Source organism: Paracoccus sp. (in: a-proteobacteria) (genome assembly GCF_047973135.1).
In the GTDB taxonomy this organism is placed as follows: domain Bacteria; phylum Pseudomonadota; class Alphaproteobacteria; order Rhodobacterales; family Rhodobacteraceae; genus Paracoccus.
Window position 1 is genome coordinate 1 of sequence record NZ_JBKEBL010000108.1, and the last position, 24,732, is coordinate 24,732.

Annotated in this window: 23 protein-coding genes; 6 read left to right on the plus strand and 17 right to left on the minus strand. The window is 63.8% G+C overall.

All coding sequences use genetic code 11. The features are described from left to right. Window positions 1-676: 676 nt before the first annotated feature. The 6 genes from purH to ACK5L9_RS08305 all read left to right on the plus strand — a co-directional run bounded on the left by purH (window position 677) and on the right by ACK5L9_RS08305 (window position 7,591). Window positions 677-2,266, plus strand: a complete 1,590-nt coding sequence (purH, locus tag ACK5L9_RS08280; protein ID WP_416910992.1) for a bifunctional phosphoribosylaminoimidazolecarboxamide formyltransferase/IMP cyclohydrolase — start codon at window positions 677-679, stop codon at window positions 2,264-2,266. A gap of 11 nt (window positions 2,267-2,277) precedes the next feature. Continuing rightward, complete coding sequence (lspA, locus tag ACK5L9_RS08285) at window positions 2,278-2,946, plus strand: signal peptidase II (protein ID WP_416910993.1); 669 nt, start codon at window positions 2,278-2,280, stop codon at window positions 2,944-2,946. Between the two features lie 41 nt (window positions 2,947-2,987). Further along, window positions 2,988-3,512, plus strand: coding sequence for a DUF3035 domain-containing protein (locus ACK5L9_RS08290; RefSeq protein WP_416910994.1), 525 nt, complete (start codon window positions 2,988-2,990; stop codon window positions 3,510-3,512). After that, window positions 3,509-4,732: a cytochrome P450 gene (locus ACK5L9_RS08295; protein ID WP_416910995.1), complete on the plus strand. Its 1,224-nt coding sequence runs from the start codon at window positions 3,509-3,511 to the stop codon at window positions 4,730-4,732. Before ACK5L9_RS08290 ends, ACK5L9_RS08295 begins: the two co-directional genes overlap by 4 nt. Window positions 4,733-4,841: 109 nt before the next feature. Continuing rightward, window positions 4,842-6,242: a M16 family metallopeptidase gene (locus ACK5L9_RS08300; RefSeq protein WP_416910996.1), complete on the plus strand. Its 1,401-nt coding sequence runs from the start codon at window positions 4,842-4,844 to the stop codon at window positions 6,240-6,242. Beyond that, window positions 6,239-7,591, plus strand: coding sequence for a M16 family metallopeptidase (locus ACK5L9_RS08305; protein ID WP_416910997.1), 1,353 nt, complete (start codon window positions 6,239-6,241; stop codon window positions 7,589-7,591). The genes ACK5L9_RS08300 and ACK5L9_RS08305 overlap by 4 nt, the downstream gene beginning before the upstream one ends. Window positions 7,592-7,615: 24 nt before the next feature. On the opposite strand, the gene ACK5L9_RS08310 is transcribed toward ACK5L9_RS08305, so the two are convergent. The 17 genes from ACK5L9_RS08310 to ACK5L9_RS08390 all read right to left on the minus strand — a co-directional run. Next, window positions 7,616-8,596, minus strand: a complete 981-nt coding sequence (locus tag ACK5L9_RS08310) for a YeiH family protein (protein WP_416910998.1) — start codon at window positions 8,594-8,596, stop codon at window positions 7,616-7,618. 27 nt (window positions 8,597-8,623) lie between these two features. Then, the gene (locus ACK5L9_RS08315; protein WP_416910999.1) at window positions 8,624-9,877 is read right to left on the minus strand and encodes a TRAP transporter large permease; all 1,254 of its coding nucleotides are present in this window, start codon (window positions 9,875-9,877) and stop codon (window positions 8,624-8,626) included. Next, window positions 9,874-10,359, minus strand: a complete 486-nt coding sequence (locus ACK5L9_RS08320; protein WP_416911000.1) for a TRAP transporter small permease — start codon at window positions 10,357-10,359, stop codon at window positions 9,874-9,876. Before ACK5L9_RS08320 ends, ACK5L9_RS08315 begins: the two co-directional genes overlap by 4 nt. A gap of 13 nt (window positions 10,360-10,372) precedes the next feature. Further along, window positions 10,373-11,365 carry a TRAP transporter substrate-binding protein gene (locus tag ACK5L9_RS08325; RefSeq protein WP_416911001.1) on the minus strand — a complete coding sequence of 331 codons (993 nt, stop codon included), beginning with the start codon at window positions 11,363-11,365 and terminating at the stop codon, window positions 10,373-10,375. 289 nt (window positions 11,366-11,654) lie between these two features. Further along, window positions 11,655-13,292, minus strand: a complete 1,638-nt coding sequence (locus ACK5L9_RS08330) for a 3-(methylthio)propionyl-CoA ligase (RefSeq protein ID WP_416911002.1) — start codon at window positions 13,290-13,292, stop codon at window positions 11,655-11,657. 29 nt (window positions 13,293-13,321) lie between these two features. Then, a complete protein-coding gene (locus tag ACK5L9_RS08335; protein ID WP_416911003.1) occupies window positions 13,322-14,293 on the minus strand; it encodes a quinone oxidoreductase family protein in 972 nt (323 codons plus the stop codon). Window positions 14,294-14,316: 23 nt separating this feature from the next. After that, a complete protein-coding gene (locus ACK5L9_RS08340) occupies window positions 14,317-14,892 on the minus strand; it encodes an RBBP9/YdeN family alpha/beta hydrolase (RefSeq protein ID WP_416911004.1) in 576 nt (191 codons plus the stop codon). Window positions 14,893-14,896: 4 nt separating this feature from the next. Continuing rightward, window positions 14,897-15,958, minus strand: a complete 1,062-nt coding sequence (locus tag ACK5L9_RS08345; protein WP_416911005.1) for a 3-keto-5-aminohexanoate cleavage protein — start codon at window positions 15,956-15,958, stop codon at window positions 14,897-14,899. A 42-nt stretch (window positions 15,959-16,000) separates the two neighbouring features. Continuing rightward, window positions 16,001-16,915: a TauD/TfdA dioxygenase family protein gene (locus ACK5L9_RS08350; RefSeq protein WP_416911006.1), complete on the minus strand. Its 915-nt coding sequence runs from the start codon at window positions 16,913-16,915 to the stop codon at window positions 16,001-16,003. Window positions 16,916-17,140: 225 nt separating this feature from the next. Continuing rightward, the gene (locus ACK5L9_RS08355) at window positions 17,141-17,920 is read right to left on the minus strand and encodes an SDR family oxidoreductase (RefSeq protein ID WP_416911008.1); all 780 of its coding nucleotides are present in this window, start codon (window positions 17,918-17,920) and stop codon (window positions 17,141-17,143) included. A 108-nt stretch (window positions 17,921-18,028) separates the two neighbouring features. Further along, a complete protein-coding gene (locus ACK5L9_RS08360) occupies window positions 18,029-18,871 on the minus strand; it encodes an ureidoglycolate lyase (protein ID WP_416911009.1) in 843 nt (280 codons plus the stop codon). Between the two features lie 58 nt (window positions 18,872-18,929). Then, entirely contained in the window at window positions 18,930-19,877 is a 948-nt protein-coding gene (locus ACK5L9_RS08365) for an ABC transporter substrate-binding protein (RefSeq protein ID WP_416911010.1), read from the minus strand. A 39-nt stretch (window positions 19,878-19,916) separates the two neighbouring features. After that, window positions 19,917-20,915 carry an ABC transporter permease gene (locus ACK5L9_RS08370; protein ID WP_416911011.1) on the minus strand — a complete coding sequence of 333 codons (999 nt, stop codon included), beginning with the start codon at window positions 20,913-20,915 and terminating at the stop codon, window positions 19,917-19,919. Beyond that, window positions 20,912-22,417, minus strand: coding sequence for a sugar ABC transporter ATP-binding protein (locus ACK5L9_RS08375; protein WP_416911012.1), 1,506 nt, complete (start codon window positions 22,415-22,417; stop codon window positions 20,912-20,914). Before ACK5L9_RS08375 ends, ACK5L9_RS08370 begins: the two co-directional genes overlap by 4 nt. Next, window positions 22,414-23,241 (minus strand): amidohydrolase family protein, encoded by an 828-nt coding sequence (locus tag ACK5L9_RS08380; protein ID WP_416911013.1) that lies wholly within the window; start codon window positions 23,239-23,241, stop codon window positions 22,414-22,416. The genes ACK5L9_RS08375 and ACK5L9_RS08380 overlap by 4 nt, the downstream gene beginning before the upstream one ends. Window positions 23,242-23,464: 223 nt before the next feature. Then, on the minus strand, window positions 23,465-23,899 hold the full coding sequence (locus ACK5L9_RS08385; protein WP_416911014.1) for an RbsD/FucU family protein: 435 nt from the start codon (window positions 23,897-23,899) through the stop codon (window positions 23,465-23,467). A gap of 131 nt (window positions 23,900-24,030) precedes the next feature. Then, window positions 24,031-24,732: sugar phosphate isomerase/epimerase family protein (locus ACK5L9_RS08390; RefSeq protein WP_416911015.1), on the minus strand; the 702-nt coding region annotated here is incomplete at its 5' end.

Genomic DNA, 24,732 nt, shown 5'->3' on the forward strand with positions numbered 1-24,732 from the left:
GAGCAGGACCTGCTTGCCATTGACCGGTGACAAACACAGACGAGAGGGTGTAGAAACATCCATGGTGAGGCTCGGCATCCTGAAGAACTGCGGCTTTGGGTGTAGGAACCATAAAACTACAGCTCTTCAAGTAGTTAAGCCAGTCTCACCAACTCCTCATGCATAATTCGGGCTAGCTCGATGGATCGGGCGCGGTCGGGACTTCGTGTCCACATTGCCAGCAAAGTAGGGGGTTGCTGATTTGCTTCTGAACGTGCGGCCATTTAATTTTGAGAAGCGAACGGCAGCAAAGTCCCACATAGCTGACCTTCGGGCATGACGCGGCGAAGGGTGGCTTGTCTGCTCGATTGACCGGGCAGTTCTGGTAAGACTGTCCGATTGATCCGCTGAGAACGTGCTGCTCGATCAGGTGGGAATTTGCACGTTGCGGGGGAGGTTTGCGCGGGGGAGGTTTGCGAAACGTCACCGCCGCAAGGATTGCGTCCCGCGGTGGCCGGGGGGATTGCATCCCCCGGACCCCCGGCATGGGCCTGCGCGCGGACCCTCGACATCCGGCACCGGCACCGCACGAAGCGGCCGGCAATGGCAGGCCCGGCGGCGGATTGATGCGCGGGGTGCTGGACCTTCGGGCCAAGCGGCGCTAGTTCAGCGGCAGATCCCGATGCGAGGCCCAGACATGTCCCATCCTATCGCCCTGAAACGCGCGCTGATCTCGGTTTCCGACAAGACCGGGCTGATTGATTTCGCCCGCAGCCTGTCGGCGCGCGGGATCGAGATCCTGTCTACGGGCGGAAGCGCGAAGGCCATGCGCGAGGCGGGGCTGACCGTCAAGGATGTCGCCGATGTCACCGGTTTCCCCGAGATGATGGACGGTCGCGTCAAGACGCTGCACCCCGCCGTTCATGGCGGCCTGCTGGCCCTGCGCGACAATGACGAGCATCTGGCCGCGATGCAGGCGCATGGCATCGGCCCCATCGATCTGCTGGTGGTGAACCTCTATCCGTTCGAGGAAACCGTCGCCAGAGGCGCGGATTATGCCGATTGCATCGAGAATATCGACATTGGCGGCCCGGCCATGATCCGCGCGGGGGCCAAGAACCACGGCTTTGTCAGCGTCATCGTGGATGTGCAGGATTACGGCGCGCTGCTGGCCGAGCTGGACGCAAATCAGGATCACACCACATTCGGGTTCCGGCAGCGGCAGGCGCAGATCGCCTATGCCCGCACAGCGGCCTATGACGCCGCCGTCTCGACCTGGATGGCGCAGGCCATGGGCGAGGAAACCCCGCGCCGCCGGGCCTTTGCGGGTACGCTGGCGCAGGGGCTGCGCTATGGCGAGAACCCGCATCAGGACGCCGCCTTCTATGTCACCGGCGATGCCCGTCCCGGAGTCGCCAGCGCGACGCAATGGCAAGGCAAGGAACTGTCCTACAACAATATCAACGACACCGATGCCGCCTTTGAACTGGTGGCGGAATTTGCCCCCGCCGAAGGGCCAGCCTGCACGATCGTCAAACACGCCAATCCCTGCGGTGTGGCGCGCGGCGCGACGGCCATCGACGCCTATCGCAGGGCCTTCGACTGCGACCGGACCTCGGCCTTTGGCGGGATCGTGGCACTGAATCAGCCGCTGGACGGCGAGACCGCCGAAGAGATCGTGAAAATCTTCACCGAAGTGGTGATCGCCCCCGATGCCGATGACGACGCAAAGCGCGTCTTTGCCGCGAAGAAGAACCTGCGTCTGCTGACCACGGGCGGGCTGCCCGATCCGCGCGCGGGCGGCATGGCCGTCCGGCAGGTAGCGGGCGGGTTTCTGGTGCAGGGGCGCGACAATGGCCATGTGGCCCGCGACGCGCTGAAGATCGTGACCCTGCGCCAGCCCTCGGAGGCAGAGCTGGCCGACATGCTGTTCGCCTGGTCCGTAGCCAAACATGTGAAATCCAACGCCATCGTCTATGCCCGCGATCTGGCCACGGTGGGCATCGGCGCGGGCCAGATGAGCCGGGTGGACAGCACCCGCATCGGGCGGCGCAAATCCGAGGACATGGCGCAGGCGCTTGGGCTGCCCCGACCGCCGACCATCGGCGCCGCCGTCGCATCGGACGCGTTCTTTCCCTTTGCCGACGGGATCGAGGCATTGGCCGAGGCGGGCGCAAAGGCGGTGATCCAGCCGGGCGGATCGATGCGCGACGCCGAGGTAATCGAGGCGGCCAACCGGCTGGGGCTGGCCATGGTCTTTACCGGCCAACGGCATTTCAGACACTGATGCAACGCGAATTGCCCCTTCCCCCGGCCCCCCGTGCCGACAAACCGCGTCCGGAAAAGCCGCGCGCGGACAAGCCCAAACGGGTACGCAAGCCAAAGCCCCCTGCCCGCGCGAATATGCGGCTGACAGGCTGGATAGCGGCGGTGATCATCCTGCTGGATCAGGCGCTGAAATATTGGGTCGTGCATGTGTTGCAACTGGACCGTGTGCGCGCCATCGACGTCTTTCCGCCTTGGCTGAACCTGCGCATGGCGTGGAATCAGGGGATGAATTTCGGACTCATGGCCTCGGACACCGAAGTAACGCGAGGGGTGCTGATCGCGGTGGCGGTGGCGATTTCGGGCTGGGTCTGGATTTGGGTCTGGCGTTCGGCGGCGGGGCGGATCGTGCAGATCGCCGCCGGAACGCTGATCGGCGGGGCACTGGGGAATGTGATCGACCGGCTGACCTATGGCGCAGTGGCCGATTTCCTGAACATGTCGCTGCCCGGCATGCATAATCCCTACAGCTTCAACGTCGCTGACATCGCAATTTTCGCGGGGGCCATCGGTCTGGTGCTGGTGCCGCAGGCAGCGCCCGCGAAACCGGGCAAGCGCGCAAAACGCAAGCCCCGCGCCACGCCGCCGGACGGGCAGCCATCCGCCATCGGCGACAAGACCCGTGACGAGGCCGGAAAATGACGCTAGAACGGGCCGGAACGATAAAATAAAAGGACTGGGGCATGCGGGCATTTGCGCTGATATTCGGCATGGTTGCGCTGGCGGGTCTGACGGCTTGCAGCGGCAGCGACAGGCTGACGAACCTGAACGCCGGCTCTACCAGCCCGGACGAATTCGCGATCCTGCCGACCCGCCCCCTGTCGATGCCTCCCGATCTGGCCATGCTGCCCGCACCGACGCCCGGAGGCAGCAATATCACCGATCCGACACCCTTGGCCGATGCCGTGGGTGCCCTGGGCGGCAACCCGGCGGCGCTGGCCGATAGCGGTATTTCGGCATCGGATCAGGCGCTGGTGGCCTATGCCTCGCGCGCGGGCAATGACCCGGAAATCCGGGCCAGACTGGCGCTGGAGGATGCCCGCTGGCGGTCGCGCCATTCGCGTGGCCCGCTTGAGGTGATGGCCCATACCGATGTCTATATGCGCAGCTATCGCCCCATGGCACTGGACGCCTATGCCGAGCAGTTGCGCTGGCAACGGGCGGGCGCGCGGACGCCTGCGGCCCCCGCCGGCCCCGACGAGGAATGATCGCCGACCTGCCCGTCACCGATCCCGGCTTTGGCGAAAACCCTTGGCCCGCCTATGCGGACCTGCGCGACATGCCGGGCCTGCCCTTCTGGCCCCGGTTCGGCGGGCATCTGGCTGCACGGATGCACGATGTGCAGGCCATAGCCGCCGACCGCCGCATGGTCCGCAGCGCCGCCGCCTTTGCCTCGCCGGATCAGTTGCGGCAGATGCAGATAGAGGCGAATTTTCATGACATGCCGTTTCATGAACGGTTCGTGCAAAGCTCGATGCTGGAAATCGACGGACCCGATCACGACCGCCTGCGCCGCGCGGTATTCCCGTTCTTCACCCGTTCCGGGCTGGAGCGGCTGCGCGGCTGGATCACTGCCTATGTGGACGCGGCGCTGGACCGGCTGATCCCGCAAGGACGGATCGATTTCATCGCCGATCTGGCCGCCGACCTGCCGGGGCAGGTGATCGGCCATCTGATCGGCACCGATCCGGCATTGGCGGGGCAGATGACCCGCTGGTCCGAGGATGTGGTCAGCTATTTCGACATCGACCGCACGCCCGAAAGGAAGGCCCGCGCCGAACGGGCCACGCGGCTGTTTCATGACCTGCTGGAGGATCTGTATCGCGACCGCCACGAGCGCCCCCGCGATGATCTGATCAGCGCGCTGATCGCCCCCGAGACCGGCGGCCAGCTTGCCCATGACGAACTGATCGCCACCATCATGCAGCTTTTACACGCGGGCCACGGCTCGACCATCGACGCGCTTGGAAACGGGCTGGTGGCGCTGCTGACCCATCCTGACCAGATGACCGCCTTGCGCGCCGATCCCGCGCTGATGCCGGGGGCGATTCAGGAAATGTTCCGCTTTGCCGCGCCTTTGCCGTTCTTTCACCGTTATGCGGCGCAGGATCTGACAATCTGCGGGCAGGACTGGCCGCAGGGCACGAAATTCGGCCTGCTTTATGCCAGCGCCAACCGCGACCCGCAGGCTTTCGCGGATGCCAACCGCTTTGACATCGCCCGCAAGCCAAACCTGCATCTGGCCTTTGGCGCGGGCCCCCATGTCTGCCTTGGCAACAATCTGGCCCGGCTGAACATGGAGATCCTGTTCACCGCGCTGCTGGCCCGCACAAGCGGGATCGCGCCTGACGGCCCGGTCCGCTGGAAAACCGGCATTCAGGCCCATGGCCCGACCAGCCTGCCCATCCGGCTGACCCCGGCCCCGTGATCAGCGGATCGCGGCCCGGTCGTCCCGCGCCACACAATGCCGCGAGGGCGGGTTGCGCATGATCGCCTTGCAGGTCAGATTTCCGCGCAAGTAACCGGAGGTTCACCCCATGCGTCGCCTTGCCCTGTCTGCCGCGCTTGCCCTGATGGCTCTGCCTGCCTTGGCCGAGATGCCCGAGGGTGTCAGCCATTTCACCCTGCCGAACGGTCTGGAAACCGTGGTGATCGAAGATCATCGCGCCCCGGTCATCGTGCAGATGGTCTGGTACCGGATCGGATCGGCCGACGAGGTGCCGGGCAAGTCGGGGATCGCGCATTATCTGGAACATCTGATGTTCAAGGGCACGGACAAGATGGCTCCGGGCGAGTTGTCGAAAACCGTGACCGCCAATGGCGGCATGGACAACGCCTTTACCTCTTACGACTATACCGCCTATTTCCAGCGCATTGCCGCCGACCGCCTGCCCCTGATCATGGAGATGGAATCGGACCGGATGCAAAATCTGCGAATCGGCGAGGATGACTGGCAGGCCGAGCGGCAGGTCGTGCTGGAGGAACGCGCGCAGCGCACCGACAGCGACCCCGGATCGCTGTTCGCCGAGGAACGCAACGCAGTGCAGTTCTATAACCACCCCTATGGCCGCCCGGTCATCGGCTGGCGGCAGGAAATGATGGGGCTGACGCGCGAGGATGCGATCAAGTGGTATGACGACCACTATTCGCCCAACGAGGCGGTGCTGATCCTCGCCGGCGATGTGACGCCTGAAAAGGCCCATGAGCTGGCCGCGAAATATTATGGCCCGATCCCCGCGCGCGGCGAGGCCGCGCCGCGCGTCCGGCCGCAGGAACCCGCGCAGCAGTCCCCGCGCCGGATGCAGATGCAGGATGCCCGCGTCGCCCAGCCGACGATGATCCGCAGCTATCTGGTGCCCGAACGCAATCCTGGCGACCAAAAGCCCGCCGCAATCCTGACGGTGCTGGCGGAATTGCTGGGCGGGTCGATGCAGACCTCGGTTCTGGGGCGCGAATTGGCGCTGCCGGGCAAGGCGCTGTGGGTCAACGCGGGCTATGACGGGCTGTCGGTCGATCCGACAACTTTCGTGCTGTCACTGGTTCCCGCGCAGGATGTCACCCCGCCGCAGGCCGAAGATCTGCTGAATACGGCGCTGGCGAGTTTCGCGGCCAGCGGCCCCGCCCAGGCGGATCTGGAACGGGTCAAGACCCGCATCCGCGCCGCCCGCATCTATGCCCGCGATTCCGCCCATGGCCGCGCCTATGACTATGGGCAGGGCCTGTCCACCGGCCTGACGATCGAGGATGTGAACGACTGGCCCGACATCCTGTCCTCGGTCACGGCGGATGAGGTACGGACCGCCGCGCAACAACTGATCGACAACAAGGCGACCGTCACCGGATGGCTGCTGCCTGCGCCGCAGGAAAACCAGACCGAACCCCAACCGGCGGCCATGAACCGCCCCATCCAGGCCCCGGCCACCGAGGTGCAACAATGATCCGTGCCGCCATCGCGCTGTTTTTCGCCACCCTCGCGGTTCCGGCCCATGCCATCGACATCCAGCAGGTCACGTCGCCCGGCGGCATCAAGGCGTGGCTGGTCGAGGATCACTCGATCCCGTTCACGGCCTTCAGCCTTGATTTCAAGGGTGGTGCCAGTCTGGATGCCCCCGACAAGCGCGGGGCGATCAACCTGATGACCGCCACGCTGGAAGAAGGGGCGGGCAAGCTGGACTCGACCGATTTCGCGCAGGCGCTGGAGGATCTGGGCGCAAGGCTGAGTTTCGACGTCAATGACGATTCGTTGGACGTCGGCTTTCAGGCGCTGACTGAAAACCGCGATCAGGCCGCCGATCTGCTGGCGCTGGCGCTGACCCAGCCGCGGTTTGACGACAGCGCGGTCAATCGCGTGCGCGCACAGGTCGAGGCGATCATCCGGTCCGAGGCAACCGAGCCGCAATCCATCGCCGCGAAGGAAATGGCGCAGCAGGCATGGGGGGATCATCCCTATGGCAGTTCCATCAACGGCACGCAGGACACGCTGGCCCGGCTGACCCGCAAGGATCTGATCGCCGCCAAGAACCGGGTGCTGGCCCGCGACCGGGTGCTGATCGGCGCGGCAGGCGACATCACCCCCGAAGAACTGGGCAAGATGTTGGACAAGGTTCTGGGCGGCCTGCCAGAAACCGGCACCGCGCCCCTGCCCGAAAAGGCTGAACTTCAACTGGAGGGCGGCGTCACCGTCATCGATTGGGACAGCCCGCAAACCATCGTCAGCTTTGCCGGGCCGGGCCTGCCCATCGACGACCCCGACTATTTCGCCGCCTATCTGGCCAACCACATCCTTGGCGGCGGTGGCTTCAGTTCGCGCCTGATGGACGAATTGCGCGAAAAGCGCGGCTTGACCTATGGCATCGGCACCGGGCTGGCCACGGGCCTTTACGGATGGACATGGCAGGGCGGCAGCGCAATTTCCAACGCCGGGGTGCCCGAGGCTCTGGGCCTGATCCGTCAGGAATGGGACCGCATCGCCGCCGACGGCGTAAGCGATCAGGAACTGGCCGACGCCAAGACCTATCTGACCGGCGAATATGCTCTGCGCTTTGACGGCAACCGCAAGATCGCCTCGATCATGTCAGGGATGCAACTGATCGGCTTGCCCATCGACTATGTGAACACCCGCAACGCCCGCATCGATGCCGTCACCCGCGACGATGTTCACCGCGTCGCCCAACGGCTGCTGCGTTCCGGCGATCTGCGCTTTGTTCTGGTCGGTCGCCCCGAGGGGCTGTCACCCACAGCCGAGGCTGACGATGCAGAGGATACCGGCGCAGCGACCCAGGACTGACCGGACTCCGCCGCCGGCTCACGCTCAGATATAGGTGATTGCAACCATCGCCATAAGCAGCAGGAACAGCGTCTCGGCCCCGATCACCGCAAGGTGGCGCGGGCCAAGGCTGAACAAGGCGGCCAGCGAGGTTCTGACGCCAAGGGCCGAAATCGCGATCAGCAACAGCCATTGCGACGCCGCGACGGACAGGTCAGTGAAGGGCTTGGGCACATAGCCGGTGCTGTTGATCGCAAAACAGGCCAAAAAGGCGATGACAAAACCCGGCAGGCTGATGCTGCCTGCCTTGCCCTGCCCCGACACCATGATCACCGCCAGCAGCACCACGGGCAACATCACCACGCGCTGAAGCTTGACGATGGTGGCAATATTGCCCGCATCGTCACTGATGGAATAGCCCGCGCCGACCACCTGCGCGACGTCATGGACGGTCGCCCCGATCAGGAAGCCCGCCTGAGTGTCGTTCATTCCCAGCATCTGAAACAGCACCGGATACAGGATCATCGCCAGCGTGGACAGGGTGGTTACGGCCACGACGGTGAACAGAGTGTCCTCTTCAAGCTGCTTGTGCCGTGGCAGCACCGCCGAAATGGCCAGCGCCGCCGAGGCCCCGCAAATCGCCACCGCACCGCCGGTCAGCAGGCCGAACCGCCAGCGCCGCCCCAGAAGCGGGGCGGCCAGCACGCCAAAGCCGATAGTCAGCGCCATCAACCCGGTGACGGTCAGAAAGGATTTCATCCCAAGCGCCGACAGGTCGGCAAAGCTGAGCCTGAACCCCAGCAGCGCCACCCCGACCCTGAGCAGCGTTTTCGACGCCATCTCGATCCCCGGCGCGCAAAGCGGGTTCTCGGCCAGAAAGTTGAAGGCCATGCCAATCAGAAGCGCCAGCAGCATCGCCGGCGCTCCGTAATGATCGGACAGGAACCGAGCCGAGGCCGCCACCAGCACGGCCAGCATCAGGCCGCGCGACAGGGTGGTCGCACGCGCGGTCAGGGGGGTATTCATGGCGGGCTCCTTTTTCGGCGGCGCCTGTTACAAGAGGAACAGCGATATCTGCGGCACGAAAGCCACCACCATCAACACGGCGATGATGATCGCGATGAAGGGCAGGACCGAGATGCAGATCTCGCGGAAGGTTTCACGAAAAACCGACATGGCAACGAACAGGTTCATCCCGATGGGCGGCGTCAGGAAGCCGATTTCAAGGTTGACCACCATGATGATGCCCAGATGGATCGGATCGATCCCGTATGCCATGGCCGGAACCAGCAACAACGGGGCCAGGATGACAATGGCCGATACGACGTCCAGAAAACAGCCCACCACCAGCAGCATCAGGTTGATCGCCAGCAGAAAGGCGATGCGGCTGTCAGTCATGGATGTGACCCAGGTGGCGATTTCCTGCGGGACGCGTTCAATCGTCAGGACCGATTTCAGGCTTAGCGCGACGGCAATGATCGGAAACAGCATGCCAAGCATCCGCGCCGCGTCGATGATGGTCGCGTGAAAGCCGCGCAGGTCCAGTTCGCGGTGGATGAACATCTCGACCAGCAGACCATAGGCCAGGGCCACGGCCGCCGCCTCGGTCGGCGAGAAATAGCCCGAATAGATCCCGCCCAGCAGGATCACGGGCAACATCATCGCCCAGATCCCCTCGCGCAGGGCCTTGACCAGTTCCGGGCGGTTGAAGGGACGCGCCGGGCGCTTGCGGTTGATCCACAACCCGTAGCCGGCCAGCACCGCCGTCAGCAGGATGCCCGGCCCGATACCGGCCAGAAACAGGTCGGCAATGGACCGTTCCGTCACCAGACCATAGACAATCAGCGGAATCGACGGCGGAATGATGATCCCCAGTGTCCCGCCCGAGGTAATGGCCCCCATCGCGAAGCGTTTGGAATAACCATTCTCGATCAGCGCAGGATAAAGGATCGCCCCCACCGCCATCAGCGTCACCGGAGACGAGCCGCTGATCGCCGCGAACATTGCGCAACTGAGGATCGCGGCAACACCCAGCCCTCCGGGCATCGGGTCGGTCATCAGCGTGGTGATGTGAATCAGACGCCGCGCGATGGAACCGCGGGTCATGATATTACCGGCAATCAGGAACATCGGGATGGCCAGCATCAGGTCATTGTCCAGACTGACCCACATGTCCTCGACCAGATATTCCACATGGCCGTCGCCCCAGACCAGATGCACAAAGCCGGTCATGAACAGCAGAATGACCACAGCGCTTTGACGCAGGGCCAGAAGGACCAGAATGAAAAGCAGCAAAAGCCAGATCATTTCGCTTCTCCCCTCGGCTTCAGGTCCGGGCGGAGGGCGAAGGCCAGATGCCGGAAGGCGCAAGAAAAGAACGCGTAGGGCATGACAATCTGGATCGGCCAAAGCACGAAATAGAAAATGGCGGCCTTGTCGCCCACATCGGCCGACTGCATGACAAAGCGAATGGCGATCACACCCAGACCGGCAAAGAACAGCGCGGCGAAGCCATCGCTGATGCGGTTGGCAAGGCCGTCATAATGCGGCGGAACCAGCCGGTCGAACACCTCGGGCCGCAAATGCACATTGGCCGCAGTCGCCAGCGAAAGGCCGACGAAACCGGCGACGATGGCGGCATAGATCGCCAGCTTTTGCAGGCCAAGGATCGACACACCGAACAGTTCGCGTCCAAGGACATCGGCGATCAGCATACCTCCGACACCGACATAAGCCAGTGTCGCAAGCGTGGATTCAAGGAATTGCAGGACGGAAAGGACGGTCCTCATCGTCGCCGCCCTCCTATTGTCCGCAAGTGGCTTTGGCAGCCTCGATTGCATCCCAGATCGCGACGGAATTTCCGCCGATATCGGCCATCATGCGTTCGCGGACTTCGGGGGCAAGCGCCTTCCACTGGGTCATCTCGTCCGGGGTGGGCTCGACGACGTTACCGCCCGATTCCGCGACCTTTTTCAGCATGGCCTCTTCGGTCTCGCGCATCAGCGGGCGCAGTTCGACAAAGACCTTGGCGGCCTCGGTCAGGGCGGCGCGGTTTTCCTCGGACAGGCCGTCCCAGCGCTGCGCCGAAACCAGGATGGTCCCGATCTGGTGGCCGTGATTGGTGCGTGTCACCTGCGGAGCAGCGGCGGCATAGCCCCCGGCCACGCCGATCACGATGGGCGTGGTCAGCGCCGTCACCTGCCCGGTCTTCAGCGCAGGCAAGCTGTCAGCCGTTCCCAGAGGAACCGCCGCGCCACCCGCCGCCTGAATGAAATAGGTGTCGCTTTGCGTGGGCGAGGTGCGGATCTTGACATTTTGCAGATCCGAGGGCGTGCGGATCGGGGTTTTCGACATGATGGTCATGTTGCCGACCTCAACCGGGGTCAGGAAAACCGCGCCGGCGCTGCGGAACGACTCTCCAAAGGTCTCGGCCAGATTGCCGTCGGCCACGCAATCAGCCTGCTTCAGCGAATCGAAGGCATAGGGCGACAGCAGCAGCCCGTATTCCGGCACCAGCAGCGACGAGGCGACATTCGACAGTTCCGCCATATCCAGCCGCCCGCGCGCCAGTTGCCGCGCCATGGTCTGTTCATCGCCCAGTTCATTGTTGAAATAGACGCTGACGGTCAATTCACCTCCGGTCAGTTCGGCGACCTTGTCCGCGAATTTATGCGTGATCGTACCCCAGGGGGTGTTCTCGGGCGCGGCCATTCCGATCCGCAGTTCGTCGGACAGGGCCATCCCGGCCGTCCCGGCAGACAAGGCGGCGACAACTGCAAGCATCGACAATTTCATGATCTTTCCTCCCCAATACGACCGGCCATTACCGGTCCATGTTTTTCGCGCTAGCCGCGCGGCGAATTTTCCGGCGACGGCGCGGACCGGAGTGTCGGGTCCGCGCCGTCTGACGATGGCTTGCCCTGCCCTGACGGGGCGGCCACCGGATGGTAAAGCGCCCGACGTGCCGCACAGACGGCAGCAAGCCTCTGGCAAGGCGGGCCGACAAAGCGCAGGCTGGCGGGTTCAGACGGTGATGCAGGGATTTTGAATTCAAAGCACATGTCGTCTCCTTCCCTGGCGAAAGTCAGGTGTTGGCGCTGGTCAGATCATGGTCGCGGTACCGGGCCCTGAGTTCGGCCTTCAGGATCTTGCCGGTGGCACCGACCGGCATCGCGTCGATAAAGATCACGTCGTCGGGCGTGGACCAGCGGGCTATCTTGCCCTGATAGAGGTCAAGGATCTGGCTCGCCGTCACCTCTTCGGCCCCCGGCTGGCGTTGCAGGACCAGTACCGGGCGCTCATCCCATTTCGGATGCGGAACGGCGATGCAGGCGGCCAGCGCCACCCCCGGATGGGCGGCAGCGATGTTTTCCAGGTCGATCGAGCTGATCCACTCGCCCCCGGACTTGATCAGATCCTTGCTGCGGTCGGTGATCTGCATGAATCCATCCGCGTCGATGGTCGAGATGTCGCCGGTCGGGAACCAGCCATCCTGCAGCGGGCCATCCGCGTCCTGCCGGAAATAGGATCCCGCAACCCAATGGCCGCGCACCAGCAACTCGCCCGACGCCGCGCCGTCATGGGGCAGTTCCTTGCCCGAGGCACCGGTGATCTTCATGTCGATTCCAAAGGGCATGCGGCCCTGCTTGGTCTGAAGGGCCAGCATTGCGTCCCCGGACAGCCCTTCCTGCCCCGGCTTGGGCGTGCAGACTGTGCCAAGCGGACTAAGCTCGGTCATGCCCCAGGCATGGATGACGCGAACATCGTGGCGGTCCTGAAAAGAGCGGATCATCTGCGGCGGGCAGGCCGCCCCGCCGATGATCGTGCGGCGCATCGAACTGAACGCGCCGCCAGTCGATTCCACATGGGCCAGCAGCCCCTGCCAGACGGTCGGCACGCCCGCCGACATGGTGACGCCTTCGTCCTCGATCAGGCGGTGAAGGGACTGGCCGTCCAGCCATGGCCCCGGAAAGACCAGCTTGGCCCCGACCATGCAGGCCGTATAGGGCAGCCCCCAGGCGTTGACATGGAACATCGGCACGACCGGCAGGATCGCATCGCGCGCCGACAGGTTGAACATGTCAGGCTGTGCCGAAGCCAGCGAATGCAGCACTGCCGAGCGGTGGCTGTAAAGAACCCCCTTGGGATGCCCGGTCGTGCCCGAGGTATAGCACAGCGTCGAGGCCGCGTTCTCGTCAAGCTCGGGCCATTCGAAATCGTCGGCCTCTGCTGCGATCAGATCCTCGTGACATATCAGGTTCGGAACCAGGCCGGAATCAGGCAGGCTGTCGCGGTCGCACATGGCCACGAACACCTCGATCCCCTTGGCGCGGCCCGCGATCTGTTCGATCAGCGGCATGAAGGTCAGATCGAAGAACAACACCCGGTCGCCGGCGTGATCGGCGATCCACAGGATCTGGTCGGGATGCAGGCGCGGGTTGATCGTGTGCAGGATCGCGCCCGATCCTGACACCGCGTAATACAGCTCCATGTGACGATAGCCGTTCCAGGCCAGCGTCCCCACCCGGTCGCCCTGCCGGATACCCAGCTTGTCCAGCGCCCGCGCCAGTTGCCGCGACCGACCGCCCAGATCGCAATAGCGATAACGGTGCAGGTCGCCTTCAACCCTGCGCGACACAATCTCTCGTTCGCCATGATGACGTTCGGCATGCGTCAGCAGCGCCGAAATCAACAGCGGCATCCGCATCATCTGTCCAAGCATGTTTCCCCTCCTGCGACGTGTTGGACCGGTCAGAGTTTCAGCACGGTCGAGCCGACGGTCTTGCGGCCTTCCAGCGCGCGATGCGCTTCGGCGGCGTCGGCAAAATCAAAGATTTTCCCCGGTTTGCTGACGATCTTGCCAGCCTCGACCAGATCGAAAAGCTCGCGCGCCATAGACAGCATATGCGCGCGCGGGGTGGCGTAATGGACCATGGCGGGGCGCGTCAGCCAGATCGAACCCTTGACCGCCAGCAGCGTCGTGTCGATCTCGACCGGGCCGGATGATGTGCCGTTGCTGATCAGCGAACCGCGCGGCGACAGGCTGTCCAGCGAGGCCATCAGCGTGTCCTTGCCGACCGAGTCGTAAACCACGGGCACACCCTTGCCATCGGTAATCTCGCGCACGCGTTCGGCGATATTCTCGCGCGCGGTGACGATGACATGGGCGCAGCCATTGGCGCGGGCGATTTCCGCCTTTTCGTCGGTACTGACCGTGCCAATCATCGTCACGCCCAGGGCCCGCGCCCATTGGCAGGCGATCAGGCCCACACCGCCGGCGGCGGCGTGATACAGGATCGTCTCGCCGCCATGCAGCGGATAGACCTGACGGAACAGGTATTGCGCCGTCATGCCCCGCATCATCAGCGTCGCCGCAGTGCTGTCCGTCACCCCGTCGGGAATCGGGATCAGCACATCGGCGGGCATCACCCGCACATCGGAATAGGCCCCCTGCGGCCCAAGAAGATAGCCCACGCGGTCGCCGGGGCGAATGTCGGTGACACCCTCGCCCACGGCTTCGACCACGCCCACCGCGTCCGAGCCAAGCCCGTTGGGCAGCGGCATCGGATAGCGCCCGGTCCGGAAATAGATATCGATGAAATTCACAGCGACATAGCTGTGGCGCACGCGCGCCTCGCCTGGACCGGGATTGCCGACCTCGGCCTTCTCAAGTGTCAGAACTTCGGGACCGCCAAGCTGGTGGACACGGAACATCTGGGCCATGGGTTTTCCTTTTCTTGCAGGGGTCAGGCGCGAGCCCGCGCCTTTTCCTCGATTTCGGCGATCAGACGATCCGCCATTGGCCAGTCACCGAAACCCGAAGCCGGGTTCAGATGCTTGACCTTGCCCAGATCGACCAGCCGCGCGCCCCAGTCGTCCGCCAGGGCCGTGATGCGGGCCAGACTGCCCAGAGGGTCGTTGCGGCTGGCGGCGACGATGGCTGGAAACGGCATCCGCTCGCGCGGCACCGGCAGCCAGCCCCCGGCCTCCAGTTCGTCGATGGACGGGTATTCCTTGGGCATCGGCGATTCGAAATCAGGCGGCGTAGCCAGCAGCGCGCCGGTCAGCTTGCGCGTGGTGTGGCGCAGCCAATGGGCCAGCATGATACAGCCGCCACTATGGGCCACGGCAATCATCGGGCCATTGACCGACCGTGCTGCCGCCTCGATGGCGGCAACACGGCGGGCACAGTCCAGATCCTCGCGGCCCATGGGCGGAACGCTGACCACATTCGGCAAGCGCTTTTCCAGCAGCGTCTGCCAGTGCAGGTCCACATGGTCGCGCAGACCCGGAACGATCAGGATGGTCGTGCTCTGTGACATGAGATCACTCGGCCGCGACTTGCTGAAAACCGCGCTGACCGGGTGCCCGGTTGGGCGCAAAGCCGTTGCGGGCCAGGGTCTCGTCGGCGTTCTTGTAGAACTCGCCGATGCGATAGATGCGGCGCGCTTCCTGACCGTTGGCGACCTCGCGACCGAACTCGCGCGAGATACGGACAAGCTGTTCGATCTGTTCGACCGAGCCCATCTTGGCGGAACGGTCCTGACGCCAGATATTATCCTCGATCCCGCAGCGGACATGCAGACCCATCGCGATGGCCATCATGTTCATCGGCAGCACGTTCAGCATCGACGATTCCAGCGTCAGCACTGACCCGTCAGGCACCGCGCGGACGAAATTCGCCAGGTTATAGATGTTCGGCGCGTCAAACCCGCCGCCGATGGACACCCAGGTCAGGATCAGCGGCACATTCGCGGTACCCTTGCGCATCATCCGCTCGACCGTTTCGAACTGGCTGATACTGGCAAGCTGGAAATGCGTCTGGATGCCCTTTTCGGACAGGCGGCGGATATGCTCTTCAACCCATTCGGGGCCGGCGGGCACGGTCATTTCACGATAGGCCTGATACAGCGCCGGTTCGGCGATCGAGGTGCCCGCGATGTCGGCCGGGCACATCTGTTCGACGATGTTCATCTGGTTGGTGTTGATGGCGATCGTCACCTGATCGGGCGTCGGCTCCAGATCGGCCAGCATGTGACGGGTATCGTCGCTGAGCCATTTCGCCTCGGCACCCTCGCCCTCGGGGGCAAAGGAAATCGAGCCGCCGACCTGAAGGATCATATCCGGCACGGCCACGCGCAGGCGAGACAGCAACTCGTTGAATTTCGACAGCCGCTTCGAACCCTTGCCGTCCTCTTCGCGGACATGCAGGTGCAGCACGGTGGCACCGGCGTTATAGCAATCGACCGCCTTCTGGACATGTTCGTCCATGGTCAGCGGGATATCTTCGCGGAAATCATCCATCTCCCATTCCGGGCCATAGGGCGCGCAGGTGATGACAAGCTTTTCCTGGTTTTCGGGAAACAGGGATCCATCCATGAAGTTCATGGTTACTTCCTTCCGTTACTGATTGGTGTGGTGCAGGCGCGCCTAGAAAGTGGCGTCGCCCATGATGCCGGCGCGTTCCATCTTGCGATGGCAGGGCGGATAATCCATCACCGCATAGTGCTGGGTTGCCCGGTTATCCCAGAAGGCCACGCAATTCGGCTTCCAGCGCCAACGGACCTGAAACTCGGGGATCTGCGCCTGACTGATCAGATAGTGCAGCAACTGGCTGCCCATCGGCGCGTAATCCTGACCATAACGCACATTCTCGGCGGTGTGGAAATTCGTGAAATGCGTGGTGAAGGCGTTCACGAACAGGATTTTTTCACCGGTTTCGGGATGGGTGCGGACAACCGGATGTTCGGCGTCGGGATACTGCTCTTTCAGCGCAAGCCGTTTTTCGATGGGCATTCCGGCGCCGAAACTGGCCTCGATGCTGTGCCGCGCGCGCAATCCGGCGATGCGGGTCTTGATATGTTCCGGCAGCCGGTCATAGGCGACAGCCATGTTGGCCCACATCGTATCACCGCCGACATCCGGGCATTCGACACAGCGCAGCACGCAGCCCATCGGCGGCTTTTCCCGCCAGGTCGCATCGCAATGCCAGGCATTCTCATAGCGGTCATTCGCCGATTCGGGCGTCTTGTAGATGCGCACCAGACCGGGATTGTCGGGGTCGCTGCCCGCGACGGGATGATCCTCAAGCGGGCCGAAATGGCTGGCAAAGGCAACGTGATCGGCGCGGCTGAAATCCTGATCGCGGAAGAACAGAACCTTGTGGCGCAGCAGATGGGCACGGATTTCGGCCAGCAGATCCGCATCGCGCGCAGCCGCGCCCAGATCGACACCGGACAGTTCCGCGCCGATGGTGCAGGTCAACTGCTCGACATGAATGGCGCGGTCACGCGCCGCCGACGACACCGCCGCAGGCGCTGCCAATGTTTGCTGAGTATCGCTCATGCTTTCCTCCTCATGGCCGGACCCGGTCGTTGCCGGGAGGTGGCTGATCCCTCTTTGCCAACATGAACGACGCTACGGAATTTGTCCCCCCCACTTGAAGAGGGGGCAAGAGGGGGGCGGGGGGTCCGGGGGGTGCAACGCCCCCGGCCACCGCGGGACGCAAATCACCCGGCGGGGCCACCGGCAAGACGGTTCAGGGCAAGAACCGGTGCGGCGTGGTCCGCCCTACTGCGCGCCCGTCGCCTGGATCGAGCGGTCCAGATGTGTATAGCCGCCATCCGGGAACAACCATTCCCCGGTCATGTGGCTGGCCCGGTCAGACAGCAGAAAGGCGCAGCAATCGGCAATCTCGCGAGCACTGGTCATCCTCTGGCCCAAGGGGATGCGCGCGGTGATGTCCGCCACGGCGGCCTGCGGGTTGGGCAGTGTGTCCAGCCAGCGTTGGTACAGCGGGGTCATCACCTCGGCCACGACAATCGCGTTGACGCGGACACCGTCGGGCAGAAACTCGACCGCCCATTCCCGCGTCAGGCCAAGCTGCGCCGCCTTGGCCGCCACATAGGCCGAGGTTCCCCCCTGCCCCGTCAGCGCGGTTTTCGAGCTGATATTGACGATTGCGCCCTTCGTCGCGCGCAGGTTGTCGCGCAGCAGGTGGACCATCGTGTAATAGTGGACAAGGTTCTGGTTCAGGCTGGCGCGAAAGGCGTCCGGCCCCTTGTCCAGCCCCACGCCGTCATTCGCCCCGGCATTGTTGACCAGCCCGTGAATCGCGCCAAAGCGGTCGCGGATCTGGCTGATCGCGGAGCGGCAGGCGGCATCGTCGGACAGTTCCGCCTGCGCGAAATGCGCGCCATGGGCGGCCAGCCATTCGGGGTCGGGCTGCCTGCGCGCGATCACCACCGGGCGCGCGCCCTCTTCGGCCAGCAATTCGGTGATGCCCGCGCCGATGCCCGAGGCACCGCCGGTCACGATGATCACCTTGTCCTGCAAATGCAGATCCATCATGTCCCCCGGACTTGATCGGTTTCAGAAAAAACGCGGCAACGAGAGACCCCGTTGCCGCGCACCGCGAACCAACGGCGACTTAAATTTCGTATGAAGGGGCCACGGCTGTTACGCGCGGACGACCTTTTGGGTCTGTTCGCCCAAGCCATCGATCCCCAGACGCATGGTTTCCCCACCCTTCAGATAGACCGGCGGCTTTTGCCCCAGCCCGACACCCGGAGGCGTCCCGGTCGAGATCACATCCCCCGGCTGAAGCGACAAAAACTGCGACAGATAGCTGATGATCCGCGCCACGCCAAAGATCATGGTCGAGGTCGAGCCGTTCTGATAGCGATGGCCGTCAACCTCCAGCCACATCTTCAGGTCGCCGACATTTCCGGCCTCGTCGGGGGTCACGATCCACGGGCCGATGGGACCGAACGTGTCGCAGCCCTTGCCCTTGTCCCAGGTGCCGCCGCGTTCGATCTGCCATTCGCGTTCGGACACGTCGTTGATGACGCAATACCCGGCGACATGGGACAGCGCGTCGGCCTCGTCGATATAACGGCCACCCTTGCCGACGATCACGCCCAGTTCGACCTCCCAGTCGGTCTTGGAGGATCCGCGCGGGATTTCGATGTCGTCATCGGGTCCACAGATGGCGCTGGTCCATTTGTTGAACACGACAGGTTCTGCCGGGATTTCCGCGCCGGTTTCTGCGGCATGGTCGGCATAGTTCAGGCCGATGCAGATGAACTTGCCCACCCGGCCGACACATGGCCCGATGCGAGGCGAGCCCTGAACCGCAGGCAGCGAGGCGGGGTCAAGCGCGGCGATCCGGGCCAGCCCCTCGGGGGTCAGCACATCGCCCGCAATGTCATCAACATGGGCCGAAAGGTCGCGGATCGTCCCCGACGCATCCAGAATTCCGGGCTTTTCCTGCCCGGCGGGACCATAGCGCAGCAGTTTCATCTGTACCTCATTCTTGCAAGGCCGGGGACCACGACGGCCCCCGGCGGTTCAACCGCGCTTAGTCGTAAAGGACCGCAGCGATTTCAGGGTCGTCGATATTGTTCTTGTCGTACCAGTAAAAACCGGTGTCGATGGTCTTTTCAACCGCCTCGCCCTTCGAGGCGGCGACGGCGGCCTTGACCGTCTCATAGCCGATACCGACCGGGTTCTGCGTGATCGCACCGGCCATCAGCCCGTCGCGGATCGCATCCTTCTGGGCCTTGCCGGAATCGTAACCGACGATCACGATGCCCTGCGTGCCCATTTCCTTGACGCCGTTCACAACCCCGATGGCCGAGCCCTCGTTGGTGCCGAAAATGCCCTTGAGGTCGGGATTCGCGGTCAGCAGCGCCTTGGTGATCTCGGTCGATTTCAGGTGGTCGCCACCGCCATATTCGATTGCCGCCACCTCGATATTCGGATGCGCCTCTTTCATACGGTTCACAAAGCCGTCACGGCGGTCCACCCCGGTGCGCGAAGTCTGGTCATGCGCGACCACGGCGACCTTGCCCGCATCGCCGATCAGTTCCGCCATCTTGTCGGCGGCCAGCGCGGCGGCTGCAACGTTGTCGGTTGCAGCAAGCGCCACCGGAATGTCGCTGTCCACGCCCGAGTCGAACGCGATGATCGGGATGCCCGCATCCTGCGCCTTGCGCAGCAGCGGAATGGCGGCCTGGCTGTCCAGCGCGGCAAAGCCGATGGCCGAGGGGTTATTGGCCAGCGCGGCGGACAGCATGTCAAGCTGCTTGTCCACCTGGGTTTCGTTATCCGGCCCCTCGAACGTGACCTTGACACCCAGATCCGCGCCCGCCTTGTCGGCTCCGGCCTTCACGGCCTGCCAGAACTGGTGCTGAAACCCTTTCGAGATCAGCGGGATGTACATCTGGTCCTGCGCCAGTGCACCGGTCGCGGCCCCGGCCAGCGTCAATGCGGCAACCGCGCCAAACAAGGTTCTTCTGCTGAACATGTGGTTTTTCCTCCCTGGCTGTTCACGAGTCTGTCTGTATTAATTCGCGCCGCGCCGCCGCAACTGGTCGGCATAGACGGCGACGATGATGATCGCACCGGTTACAACGGTCTGCCATTCCGGCGCGACCGACAAGACGCGCAGGCCGTTGGTCAGCACCGACATGATCAGCGCGCCGATCAGCGTGCCAAGGATGGTGCCGCGCCCGCCCGCAAGGCTGGTGCCGCCGATCACGACGGCGGCGATCGCCTCAAGCTCGTATCCCAGACCAAGCGCGGGTTGGGCCGAGTTCAGGCGGCTGGCGATCAGCAGGCCCGCGATACCGCAGATGCCGCCCGCCAGCGCATAAATCGCCATTTTCCATGCATCGGTATTGACGCCCGACAGGCGCACCGCTTCTTCGTTGGATCCCAGTGCGAAAGTATAGCGCCCCAGCACCGTCCGGCCCAGAATCCACGCCACGAAGCCCGAGACGATGAACAGGATCAGCACGCCGTTCGGAACCGGAAAGGCCGGGATGATCGCCCCGATGACCGAGCCTTGCGCGATCAGCGTAAAGCTGGGTGTGTCGTTGAAATAGATCGGCTTGGTGCCGGTCACGATCAGGGACAGGCCCTTCAGCATCAGCATCATGCCAAGCGTGGCGATGAAGGGCGGGATTTTCATCTTGGCCACGAAAGTGCCCGAAATCAGCCCGCACAGCGCGCCTGTTCCGATGGCCGCGACGATGCCAAAGATCAGCGGCAAGCCCGCCCAGGTCAGCACGACGCCCGCCATCACCGCGCAAAAGGTCATCAGCGTCCCGATGGACAGGTCGATGCCGCCGGTCACGATGATCAGCGTCACGCCGACCGCCAGCACCCCGTTGACCGAGGTGGCCTGAAGGATCGCCATGATATTCGAGACCTGAAAGAAGTTCGGGCTGGCCAGCGAAAAGCCGATCATCAGCACGATCAGGCTGGCAAAGGCCCAAAGCTTCTGTTGTGCCGCGCCGCGCCGGTGTTCCTTTGCGCCTGTCTTTTTTTCTGCCGTGCTCATTCCGCCGTCATCCCTTCACGCTGCGTTGCCAGCGCCATGATTTCTTCCTGACTGGTTCCGCCGGGCAGAATGCCGGTCAACCGTCCCTCACACATGACCGCGATGCGGTGCGACAGGCGCAGCACCTCGGGTAATTCGCTTGATATCACGATGATCGCCTTGCCCTCGGCGGCCAGATCGTTCAGCAGCTTGTAGATCTCGGATTTCGCACCGATGTCGATGCCGCGCGTCGGCTCGTCAAAGATCAGGATGTCGCAATCGCGCAGCAGCCATTTCGCGATAACCACCTTTTGCTGATTGCCGCCCGACAGCAGCCGCACCTCTTGCCGGTCATGCGGCGTGCGGATGTTCAGCATGTCGATATATTCGCGCGCGATCCCGGCCAGTTCGCGTTCGTTGATCTGGCCCAGCCGGTCGGCATAGCGCGGCAGGCTGGCCAGCGCGATATTGGCACGCACATCCATCCCCAGCGCCAGCCCGTAATGCTTGCGATCCTCGGACAGATAGCCGATGCCCGCCTGCACCGCATCCGAGGGGCTGCGGATCGTCATGGGCTTGCCGTGAACCAGAATCTCGCCCGATTCCGGCGGCTCGGCACCAAAGATAGCGCGGGCAAGCTCGGTCCGCCCGGCACCCATCAGCCCGGCAAAGCCAAGGATTTCGCCCTTTTTCAGGCTGAAGCTGACACCCTTCAGATCGCGCCCGCGATGCAGATTGCGCACCTCAAGCGCGGTTTCGGCGGCGGAAAGATCAGGAATTTTCACCGGCTCTTCGTCGATCTCGCGACCGACCATCATGGAAATGATCTGCGAAATCGGCGTCTCGGCGGCCTGCACCGTGCCGACATAGGCGCCGTCGCGCATGACAGTCACCCGGTCCGAGATGCGTCTGATCTCGTCCATCTTGTGACTGATATAGATGATGCCCACGCCCTCGGCCCGCAGCTTGCGGATGATGGTGAACAGCTCGGCGATTTCGCTGTCGTTCAGGGCGGCGGTAGGCTCGTCCATGATCAGCACACGTGATCGAAAGGACAGAGCCTTGGCAATCTCGACCATCTGCTGACGGGCGATGGTCAGCGACGATACCGGCGTGCGCGGGTCCATCGCGACATGCATGCCCTGAAAGATCGCGGCGGCATCGGCGTTCAGCCTGGCCTCGTCGATGCGGCCAAGGGACATGCGCGGTTCGCGTCCGATCCAGATGTTCTGGGCGACGTTCAGGTCGCGCATCAGTGCCAGTTCCTGATGGATGATCCCGATCCCCAGATCCTGCGCCGCCTTGGGCGTCGGCATCGCAACCTGCTTGCCATCGATCAGGATCCGTCCGTCATCGGGCTGATAAACGCCGGACAGGCATTTCATCAGCGTCGATTTCCCGGCACCGTTTTCGCCCATCAGCGCGTGAACCTCGCCCGCGCGCAGGTCGAAATCCACCGTTTTCAGCGCATGGACGCCGGGAAATCGCTTGTCGATTCCCTGCATCCGCACAAGTTCGTTCATGCCCTCACCCCGTAGAAGCGCGCCGCGTTGCCGCGCAGAATTGCGTTGCGTCCGATGTCGGAAAGATTTTCCAGCAGCCGCGCCGTCAGATCGCTCCAGTCGCCGTAAGGCGCGGCCAGCGTCAGCACCGGCCAGTCGCTGCCCCAGATCAGCCGGTCCGCGCCGAACCAGTCCAGCAGCCGGTCCGTAATTGCCCGCAGCGCAGGCAGCGGGTCGGCCAGTTCATCGGCGGAAAGCTCGGTCATCAGGCCCGACAGCTTGCAATGCACATGCGGCAAGGCGGCCAGCGCCTGCATGCCCCGTTCCCAGTCGTCGCGCGCACCCGGTTGCGGCTTGGCGGCGTGGTCGATCACCAGCGGCAGGTTGTCATAGCGTTCGGCGAAACGCGCCAGCATCGGCAGATGTCGCGCCGTGACCAGCGCGTCAAAGCGCAGCCCCAAATCGCACAGGGTCTCGATAGCATCGGGGCGCGCATGACGGGTCAGCCATTCGGTTTCGGCGATGTCCTGCAACATCGGGCGAACGCCCTTTAGCAGCGGATTTTGGGCCCGTTGGGCCAGGATCCCGGCAGCATCAGGGTCGGACAGATCGACCCAGCCGACGACGCCCGCGATCTGCGGAGCCTCTGCCGCCAGTGACAGCAGGAAATCCGTCTCGGCCAGACTGGGCGCGGCCTGCACCACGATCAGACGCGCATCGGCAGGATAATCCGCTGGCAGGAAATCGCGCCGGATCGGTGCCAGAGGGCCACCCTGCCCGTCAAGCCAGCCATAATCGCCGCGCGAAGGCCGCCAGAAATGGCAGTGAGCGTCGATCCCTTGCATCGCCGTCCCTCCCCCGACCGCGATCAGATCGTGATGCCGCTGTCGGCCAGCATCGCCTTGCCTTTCAGCAGCATCGGAACACCTCTTATCCCAGCTTTCGCTATTTTTATATAAACACTGTACCTATATATAAATGCGGCACGCAAGTGGAAATTTGTACAGGTTTCACACGCGGCCCGCTTGCTGTTAATGAACAGTTTTTTGCAAGCCGCGACCGGCGTGATCAGGACGCGATGATGCCCTTGCGGATGATGAAATTGCCATAGGGCCGCGTATCGGCGCAGCGCAGCACCACAAAGGCGGTCTTGGCCCGCTCGTAGAACGCAAACCTCTCCAGCGAGGCGGGCCGCAGGTCATGGGCGGCCAGCACCGGCATCGCCTCGGCGATCACGGGCGGGATCGCATCCGGATCGCCGACAACCTGCATGGTCAGCACCGGATCGGGTTCGAAGTCATCCACCGGCAGCAGCGACAGCACGGCCTTTAGTGCGCGCACGGCATCGCAATCGACGCGCAGCGCCACCCCGGCAACTGTCTGGCTGGCGACCGAAACTGACGGAAAATTCGCATCCACAATGGCAATCTCATCGCCATGGCCCATCTGAGCCAAAGCGCGCAGCAAATCCGGGCTGATCACCGGATCGATCCCCTTAAGCACAGGTCGCCCCTCCCGATTCCCTGCCTCGCCGATCCTTCCCGGCGAGTTGAGTTCTATGAAACGGCTTCGATGGCGCGGCGTCAACGGCTTTGATCCAAAAACGCCGCCGGCCATCCGTGATGATAGGAGGATCAGCAGACCGTACGGAACCGCTGCACCATCACATCCAGCACCTCGTTCGGGTCGCGCTTCCACCAGTTTCCGGCAGAAAACACCTCGACCTCGCACAGCCCGTCATAGCCCGCGCCCTCGACTGCGGCGCGGATCGCGCGCAGATCGGCCACACCATCGCCCATCATGCCCCGGTCCAGCAGCATGTGGCCGGTGTCGTGCAGCCAGTCGCACAGGTGATACCCCATGATGCGGCCCCGCGCGCCTTGCAGGCTGTCGGCCAGCGTGCTGTCCCACCAGACATGATAGACATCGACCGCCACGCCGACATTCGGCGCGCCCGCCATGTCGCAGATACGCATCGCATCGGCGACGGTGAAGATGCAGGTCCGGTTGCCGCCAAACATCGGGTTCAAAGGCTCCAGCGCAAGCTGTATCCCGCGCGCCCCGGCATATTCCGCCACCTGCGCCACCCGCCCGGCCAGCCGCTTTTGGCTGTCGGCAATGCCTTTGGTGCCGGGATCGGTTCCGCCCGTCACGATGGTCAGCACCGGCGCGCCAAGGGCGGCGGCCATATCGATGCCGGCCTTGACCTCGTCATCCGAGCCCGCCTCTGATCCGGTCAGATAGGGCGTGCGGCACAGGCCCGCGACCCGCATCCCCGCCGCGCGAACGCGGTCGCCAATCTGAGCCGCCCTTGCCCCGATTTCGCGCCGCCAGAA

Excerpts from the sequence above, each read along its gene's own strand:
- purH (WP_416910992.1), top strand. The coding sequence starts at position 677 with ATGTCCCATCCTATCGCCCTGAAACGCGCGCTGATCTCGGTTTCCGAC.
- ACK5L9_RS08290 (WP_416910994.1), top strand. The coding sequence starts at position 2,988 with ATGCGGGCATTTGCGCTGATATTCGGCATGGTTGCGCTGGCGGGTCTG.
- ACK5L9_RS08295 (WP_416910995.1), top strand. The coding sequence starts at position 3,509 with ATGATCGCCGACCTGCCCGTCACCGATCCCGGCTTTGGCGAAAACCCT.
- ACK5L9_RS08300 (WP_416910996.1), top strand. The coding sequence starts at position 4,842 with ATGCGTCGCCTTGCCCTGTCTGCCGCGCTTGCCCTGATGGCTCTGCCT.
- ACK5L9_RS08305 (WP_416910997.1), top strand. The coding sequence starts at position 6,239 with ATGATCCGTGCCGCCATCGCGCTGTTTTTCGCCACCCTCGCGGTTCCG.
- ACK5L9_RS08310 (WP_416910998.1), bottom strand. The coding sequence starts at position 8,596 with ATGAATACCCCCCTGACCGCGCGTGCGACCACCCTGTCGCGCGGCCTG.
- ACK5L9_RS08315 (WP_416910999.1), bottom strand. The coding sequence starts at position 9,877 with ATGATCTGGCTTTTGCTGCTTTTCATTCTGGTCCTTCTGGCCCTGCGT.
- ACK5L9_RS08320 (WP_416911000.1), bottom strand. The coding sequence starts at position 10,359 with ATGAGGACCGTCCTTTCCGTCCTGCAATTCCTTGAATCCACGCTTGCG.
- ACK5L9_RS08325 (WP_416911001.1), bottom strand. The coding sequence starts at position 11,365 with ATGAAATTGTCGATGCTTGCAGTTGTCGCCGCCTTGTCTGCCGGGACG.
- ACK5L9_RS08330 (WP_416911002.1), bottom strand. The coding sequence starts at position 13,292 with ATGCTTGGACAGATGATGCGGATGCCGCTGTTGATTTCGGCGCTGCTG.
- ACK5L9_RS08335 (WP_416911003.1), bottom strand. The coding sequence starts at position 14,293 with ATGGCCCAGATGTTCCGTGTCCACCAGCTTGGCGGTCCCGAAGTTCTG.
- ACK5L9_RS08340 (WP_416911004.1), bottom strand. The coding sequence starts at position 14,892 with ATGTCACAGAGCACGACCATCCTGATCGTTCCGGGTCTGCGCGACCAT.
- ACK5L9_RS08345 (WP_416911005.1), bottom strand. The coding sequence starts at position 15,958 with ATGAACTTCATGGATGGATCCCTGTTTCCCGAAAACCAGGAAAAGCTT.
- ACK5L9_RS08350 (WP_416911006.1), bottom strand. The coding sequence starts at position 16,915 with ATGAGCGATACTCAGCAAACATTGGCAGCGCCTGCGGCGGTGTCGTCG.
- ACK5L9_RS08355 (WP_416911008.1), bottom strand. The coding sequence starts at position 17,920 with ATGATGGATCTGCATTTGCAGGACAAGGTGATCATCGTGACCGGCGGT.
- ACK5L9_RS08360 (WP_416911009.1), bottom strand. The coding sequence starts at position 18,871 with ATGAAACTGCTGCGCTATGGTCCCGCCGGGCAGGAAAAGCCCGGAATT.
- ACK5L9_RS08365 (WP_416911010.1), bottom strand. The coding sequence starts at position 19,877 with ATGTTCAGCAGAAGAACCTTGTTTGGCGCGGTTGCCGCATTGACGCTG.
- ACK5L9_RS08370 (WP_416911011.1), bottom strand. The coding sequence starts at position 20,915 with ATGAGCACGGCAGAAAAAAAGACAGGCGCAAAGGAACACCGGCGCGGC.
- ACK5L9_RS08375 (WP_416911012.1), bottom strand. The coding sequence starts at position 22,417 with ATGAACGAACTTGTGCGGATGCAGGGAATCGACAAGCGATTTCCCGGC.
- ACK5L9_RS08380 (WP_416911013.1), bottom strand. The coding sequence starts at position 23,241 with ATGCAAGGGATCGACGCTCACTGCCATTTCTGGCGGCCTTCGCGCGGC.